Source organism: Streptococcus sp. k-628, assembly GCF_013277475.1.
Classification (GTDB): Bacteria; Bacillota; Bacilli; order Lactobacillales; family Streptococcaceae; genus Streptococcus.
The window spans coordinates 1-639 of the sequence record NZ_VMMZ01000096.1 but is presented as its reverse complement, the minus strand read 5'-3'; the positions used below and the strand labels follow the sequence as shown (position 1 = coordinate 639).

The window sequence follows — 639 nt, the reverse complement described above, 5'->3', positions numbered from 1 at the left end:
GTTATGATGAAGTTCTGAAAGAAGATGAGGCAGTAGTTCGCACTCCTGCAAATGAACCTTCAGCTGAAGAACTCATGGCTGATTCCTTGTCAACGGTAGAGGAGATTATGAGAAAAGCTCCTGCTGCGCCTACTCACCCGAGTCAAGATGTACCAGCTTCTCCAGCAGATGACCTTCAAAGAGAAATTCCTGCCGTCCCAACCCATCCAAGTCAAGATGTGCCTTCTTCTCCAGCAGAAGAAAGTGGCTCAAGACCAGGACCAGGTCCTGTTAGACCTAGCAAAGTTGAAAGAGAATACAATGAAACCCCAACAAGGGTAGCTGTTTCCTATAAGACGGCAGAGAAAAAAGCAGAACAAGCAGGTCCAGAAACACCTACGCCTGCTACAGAAACAGTGGATATCATCAGCGATACACCACGTCGTAGCCGTAGAGAAGGAGCAAAAACCGTTAAGCCTAAGAAAGAGAAGAAGTCACATGTGAAAGCCTTTGTGATTTCATTCCTTGTATTCCTTGCCTTGCTCTCAGCAGGTGGTTACTTTGGTTACCAGTATGTTCAGTCATCTTTACAGCCTGTGGATGCTTCATCGAAACAATATGTGACGGTTGGAATTCCAGAAGGTTCAAACGTTCAAGAAA

At 45.5% G+C, this 639-nt stretch carries 1 pseudogene; it reads left to right on the top strand.

Annotated elements, in window-relative coordinates:
• Positions 1-639, top strand: a pseudogene (locus HT730_RS09815) (aminodeoxychorismate lyase); the annotation flags it as partial.